4 protein-coding genes are annotated in these 6,332 nt (G+C 51.7%); 2 read left to right on the top strand and 2 right to left on the bottom strand.

Features of this window, described 5'->3' with window-relative positions:
* Positions 1 to 274: 274 nt before the first annotated feature.
* Together ACKI3C_RS04260 and ACKI3C_RS04255 are read right to left on the bottom strand one after the other, a co-directional pair.
* Positions 275 to 751, bottom strand: a complete 477-nt coding sequence (locus ACKI3C_RS04260) for a hypothetical protein (protein ID WP_407402387.1) — start codon at positions 749 to 751, stop codon at positions 275 to 277.
* Positions 752 to 894: 143 nt separating this feature from the next.
* Entirely contained in the window at positions 895 to 2,916 is a 2,022-nt protein-coding gene (locus ACKI3C_RS04255; RefSeq protein ID WP_407402385.1) for a hypothetical protein, read from the bottom strand.
* Between the two features lie 212 nt (positions 2,917 to 3,128).
* On the opposite strand from ACKI3C_RS04255, the gene ACKI3C_RS04250 reads away from it, so the two are divergent.
* Positions 3,129 to 5,348 (top strand): TonB-dependent receptor, encoded by a 2,220-nt coding sequence (locus tag ACKI3C_RS04250; RefSeq protein WP_407402383.1) that lies wholly within the window; start codon positions 3,129 to 3,131, stop codon positions 5,346 to 5,348.
* A 120-nt stretch (positions 5,349 to 5,468) separates the two neighbouring features.
* Positions 5,469 to 6,209: a hypothetical protein gene (locus tag ACKI3C_RS04245; protein WP_407402381.1), complete on the top strand. Its 741-nt coding sequence runs from the start codon at positions 5,469 to 5,471 to the stop codon at positions 6,207 to 6,209.
* Positions 6,210 to 6,332: the final 123 nt, after the last annotated feature.

Genomic DNA, 6,332 nt, shown 5'->3' with positions numbered 1-6,332 from the left:
CCCTGCCCTGCCTTCGCTTGCGCTCAGTTAGGACAGGGTTATGTGCAGAACTGCGTTCTGCGTGTCGGCTTTCAGCCTCTCATTACAAAATCATGTGTGAGTGAGATCCGCGCGGGGAATCTGCAAAAAATCTATTGTAGTATAGTTACAACAGATTGCTCTGATTTAACTGAATAAGAAATTATTCTAATTATTTTAATTTCTTTCAGTTATTATTAAATCAGTGAGTTCAGTGAGATCCGCGCGGGGAGTTCTATTGCTGAATAGTTATCTTTTAGTCTTCTAATTCCTTGTATTTCTCCCTTACCTCGTCATACACTTTCTCAAGATCGTCGATCATGATTGTGTCGCCATCAAACAGGAGTTTGAGGCGGGTGACGCCGCGAAAACCGCCGTCATAGAATTCATACTCATACCAGCCATCGCCCACACTTTTCACAGCAACAACAGCGTTTGGATGCTCATCATCGCTCGCACTGTCCTGGGTATCAGTGCGGAACATCCATCCAGCATAGCAATCTCCGTCATCGCAATCATAGTCGTAATTCTCGGCAAGAACCTGGAGCATCGACTGCGTGCAGTGAGCCTTGAGGAAATCATAGTCCTCATAGAGATAATTGTTATACATGTTGGTAATAAACTGCGCCGCCAGTTGCTCTCGCTGCTCGGTGGTAGCCTTGGCCGAGGACTGGATGCCGCACAGGGCCACTAATGCGGCTACACACATAGCCTTGAAAAAGGGTGATTTCATATTACAATGTTTTTATTGGATGCAAATGTATAAATAAATGCCGAATCTGCAAACTATTTTGTTTCAAAAAAATAACCAGCCGCACACAACATGGCGTGCGGCTGGCAATATCATTTCACAGGAATTGCTCCTGATAGCAATAATCACTTAACGGGCTGACCCATTACGTTGTAACGGTTGTTACCCTTAACGATGATTACCTGACCCTCTTCAATAGTCTTGTAGGTCTTAGCTTCCTTAACGGTAAGGTCGCTCACGCCTGTCTTGCCCACCTCAATCACGATAGGACACAGTGTGTAGTTGGTGTAGTAGTCTTCTGCATAGGGATCAAACTTCACAGCAACCTTCTTCACGCTTGCGCTTGCGGGGAGCTGACGCACCTTCTGCTTGCTGGGAGCTTCCTTCTTGGCCTGTGCCTTGGCGGGAGCATAGTCGTCCTCAACAACCCAGGGCTCGCCCATCTTAACGACTGCCGACAGCAATACCTCGGCACCATCAGCAAGGTCTTCCTTGCCCTCGGGGTTGTAGCACATGTCCAGAGCCAGCTGCTCGGGGCCTGCCTCGCCTGCGGTGAGCATGGGCTTGCCGTCAACCATCTTGCAGATGCCCTTGAACACACCCACTTCGTTGCCATAGGGGAATACACCCTCGCCTGCGGTGAGATCATATTCAAATACAATGGGAACTTCCTCGCCTTCGGCAACCGGGAGTTCTTCGGGCTCGCTGTTTACGACAAGACGCATGTTGCAGTTTGTGTCGTAGATAGCACCCTTAACGGTACCCGGAGCGATTACGCCCATCTCTGATACTTTCTTGTAGAGTGCATCCTGGCCGGTGAAGTCAAGAGCAATCCAGTCGGGCCACCAGTCCTCATACCATACATAGCCCCAGTCTGCAAACTCGTCATAGAGGATTGACAGAGCGTTGTCGGTAACGTAAACGACCTTAGCACCTGTGTTGATGTCCTCGATGGGCTGTGCCACGAAGAGTGAGTCATTGAGGGTAACCTGAGTGCCGTCTTCCTCACCGTAGTAAGCAAGCTTCCACAGTTTGGTCGTCAGCTCGTAAGGCTCGATATTGATGGGGAACAACTGGTAGTCGTTCTTGTAATAGCTTACCATACCTTCAACCACGAATGTGCCTTCGAGGTTCTCGGGATAGTCGATGTTGAACTTGTTGAAACCAGCAAGAGTAGTCTCGCCCTCGCTGCCTTCGCCAGTGATGGTAAAGTTACCGCTCTGGTCTATGTCACTGAGCTTAACACCGCTCATGATTACCTTGAAGTTATCCCACATCTGCTCAGGATCGCTCACGTCATCAAGATAGCCGGTCATGTCAAATGCCTCATACAAGTAGGGGTCATCGACATTAGAAACAGCATTCTGCAAGCCTGCAGGATTGGTCATCTCAAGGAGACCGTTGTAGGTCTGCTTCTTAGCAGTCCAGCCAGCAGGAATGATGTCGCCCAGCTCATACTCCTTGTCAGTGTCGCCATAGATAAGTCCTGACCACACATAGCCTTCCTCATCGAGCTGCATCACATAGAGATACTTGCCGTTCTGGTAGTTTACGAAGCACTCGGTTGCAAACTGGAACTCCTTGCCCTCGTCAAGCAAGTAGAGGTTAGAGAGCGAATCAAGCTGGAACTTTGTGGGATCTACCACGGGGTCTGAACCACCGCCCTGGGGATCATCATCACTTGTGGTGAGAACGATTGAACTGATCTGGGCGTTCTTTGTGCCGGTCTTGCTGAATGCAACGCTTGCTGCGCTGCCGCTCCATGTGGCAACATCACCGCTTGTGGTGAGCTTGCCCACGTTGGCCTTGAGCTCAAAGTTGCTTGTGGTAGCTGCATTGATGGTAGCGCCCACGATGCTGCCCTTGGCAACAGAGAATTTCACGCTGCCATCAGCATAGATGCGCAGGGTGTAGTTGCCCTGGCTGTTCCACACGCGTGTTTCGGTTGCGCCGTTGGTGGCGGTGAGGGTAACACCGTCAACGGTCACAGCACCCACATCAGTAAGATTTGTGCCTTGACTTGCAACAGGAGCGGGAACACCCATTGCGGCGAGTCCGGCTGACGAAGAGAAGTCAAATGTCACTGTGCCAGCCCAAGCGCTCATAGCAACCACAGCCAGCATGACTAATGAGTAGAATTTCTTCATTTTGCTTTAATTTTTATTAAAATTCATGTAATTGGATACAAAGTTCTACATTTTTTCTTAAATAACCAAAGATTTAGGCCCTTTTTATATACATCCATAGCATGCAATACTCATCAATCAGGGAAGTAATTGTTATTAAAAATATCAAACACACATCAAAATCACTAATAGTAGCGATTGCACAATTAATAGTATTATTGTAATTTTGCAACGTGAAAAGATTTTTGCTTGCAATATTGCTCACCGCCGCTGGCACCCACTGCCTGAAAGCCGCCCTGGCCGACAACGATGCCGACACGCTCTCTGTGTCGATACGCGAGATCACTGTGACAGGCATAAAGCAGTCGCCTGGCGAGGCATGGACTTCGCCGTCTTCCACATGGATAGGCTATCATGACCTCAACCGCGAGGGCATCAATAGCGTCAAGACGGCCTCGTCTATGGTGCCCAACCTGTTTGTGCCCGACTATGGCAGCCGCATGACCAGCACCATCTATGTGCGTGGCATCGGGGCACGCATGGATCAACCCGCTGTGGGGCTAACCATCGACAACATGCCGGTGATGTGCAAGGAAAACTACGACCTCGACCTCATGGACATCGAGCACATCGAAGTACTGCGCGGACCGCAGAGCGCCATGTTCGGACGCAACACCATGGGAGGGGTCATCAACATCTACACCCTGTCGCCGTTCTCGTGGCAAGGCACACGCGCCCTCTTCGAGGGAGCGTCTCACGGCTCGTGGAGGGCAGGATTGAGCCATTACAAGCGGTGGGACAACAAGATTGGGCTTGCGGGCAGCATCACAACGAACGGGACGAGCGGCGAATTCACCAATGCCTACAACAATCGCAAGTGCGACTGGGAACGCCAGGGCAACGCACGCGTCAAGCTACACTGGGAAGCAACCGACGACACTCGCATCATTAACACCTTGAGCGGCAGCATCAGCCGCCAGGGAGGCTACCCCTACGAGAGAGTCGAGACTGGACTCATCTCTTACAACGACACCTGTTTCTACCGCCGCACCGCTGTGAGCGACGCTCTGCAGGTGCACACCCAGCTGGGCAGCTGCGGCTTGGACGCGTTTGCCAGCTACCAGTATCTCGACGACAACATGACTCTAGACCAGGACTTCACTCCCCTGCCCTACTTCACACTCACGCAGGCACGCACCGAGCATGCCGCGACGCTCGATGCCATACTGAACGGCAACACCTTTAACAACTACTCATGGAAGGGCGGTGTGTCTTCGTTCTATCGCCACATTAGCATGGATGCCCCCGTCACCTTCCTCGACACCGGAATTGCCGAACTCATCGAGAAGCACCGCAACGAGGCCGCACCGTCTTACCCCGTCAAGTGGGACGAACGGCAGTTCGTTCTAGGCAGCCATTTCACCTCGCCCACATGGGGAGTGGCTTTATATCACAGCTCTGAATACAAGTGGAAGCGGTTTGACTTCAGGCTCAACCTGCGCCTCGACTATGAGCACGCAGCACTCAACTACCGCAGCACCACCCACACGGGCTACAACATCATGCACAACGGCAGCATATATGCCCACGAGCCAATCGACATCGACGACACAGGGCAACTGCACAAGCACTACATTCAGCTGCTGCCCAGCTTCACCATCACCTACAACTGCGGCGAGCGCAACAATGTGCGCGCCACCGTGTCGCGAGGCAGCAAGGCAGGGGGATACAACACACAGATGTTCAGCGACGTGCTCCAGCAGCGACTCATGGGCATGATGGGCATAGGACCTTCCTACGACGTGAACAGCGTGGTGGGATACAAGCCCGAGAGCGCATGGAACTATGAGGTGGGAACACACATCGAGAAAGACAAGGTCAACATCGACATCAATGCGTTCTACACCCGTTGCCGCGATCTCCAGCTCACCGTGTTCCCCGACGGCACCACCACAGGCCGACTGATGACCAACGCCGGCAGCAGCCGCAACATGGGCATCGAGGCTGCTCTGGCATGGCATCCGCGCAAGGAGACAGGGCTGAACATCTCCTATGGCTACACGCACGCGCGATTCATAGAATACAGCGACGGAAAAAACGACTACAAGAATCACACCATCCCCTATGCACCCGCCCACACGCTCTATGCCGGAGCCTACAACCGCTGGGCAGTGCGAGGTTGCGGCGACTGGATCACTGGCGTGACATTGAGTGCCAACGTGAAGTGCGCCGGACGCATCTTCTGGAACGAGGCCAACACATTGAGCCAGCCATTCTACGCACTGCTGGGAACCGAGGTCACTATCGAGGGACGCCACCACACGCTCGAACTGTGGGCACGCAACCTCACGGACACCAGCTACAAGACGTTCTACTTCGTCTCGATGAACCGAGAGTTCCTGCAACGCGGACGCGGACGCTCACTGGGAGCAACGTTAAGGATGAGATTTTGAACTTTTTTAGGGCTAAATTTACAACAGATACAAAAAAATGTGTACTTTTGTCATTCAAAACAATAGGTCAAAGCCCTTTTTGTGAAAATTATTAACTAACTATCTATTTGTACAACGATTATGAAGAAATTCCTTTCTTTTGCAGCTTTCATTGCAGCATTCGCCATGTTCACTAGCTGCGGTGACGATGAACCCGCCACTCCTGTGCACCACGAGTTTACTAATGTGACAGCATTTTGCGAAGCTTTAGAAGGCATTGCAAAGCTCAACCTGGACGCTACTGGCAGCAAGGCAACTATCACCCTTTCTTGTGCCAACATGCCCTACGAGCTTCCCGTCTCTTACAGCAACCTCAAGATTGCATCAACAAGCGAAACCTCTGGCAACATCAGTGGACAGTTCAACGGCTCTTACGACGCTAAGGGCAACTTCTTGAGCGTGCGCGGCACCGTGAACGGCAAGGAACTGATTATCTTCACCCGTCCACTCTATTCCACACTTTCTAAAGGAACCGACTACGAGACAACAGCCGAGAAATACTACCGCTTCGACCTCCTCGGCACAGCCGATGGATACATCTACATCCACAACGTCAAGTTTGTTGAAGAAATGCCCGCACAAAAGTGCATCCGCATTCCTTACAGAGCAGGTGTAGGCTTGACCGGCATTCGCCCTTGGGGTTATTTAGCTAAACTCGACAAAGTGACTCCCGAGTTCCTCAACGGCAACACATGGGTACCCATGGAATCACGCAACATCACCAACCTGGAGATGAACGTGAACGTTGTCAAGAAGACATTTGACATCAGCTTCACATGCTTCGGCAAGAACTACTCCGACAACGGCACCTTGAGAATGTAACCCACCACATAACACATCCCCACAAAGGCTCGCAAGTACCCCCTGCGACCCTTTTCCTTTCCACAAGAAAAAACCACCCAAGCCCCCCAGTCCTCGGCATGCAAGCCCCCGTGCCCCGCGGTT

The organism is Sodaliphilus sp., assembly GCF_045598405.1.
Classification (GTDB): domain Bacteria; phylum Bacteroidota; class Bacteroidia; order Bacteroidales; family Muribaculaceae; genus Sodaliphilus; species Sodaliphilus limicaballi.
Note: the sequence above shows the minus strand (reverse complement) of the source record. Positions and strands in the feature narration are given on the sequence as shown.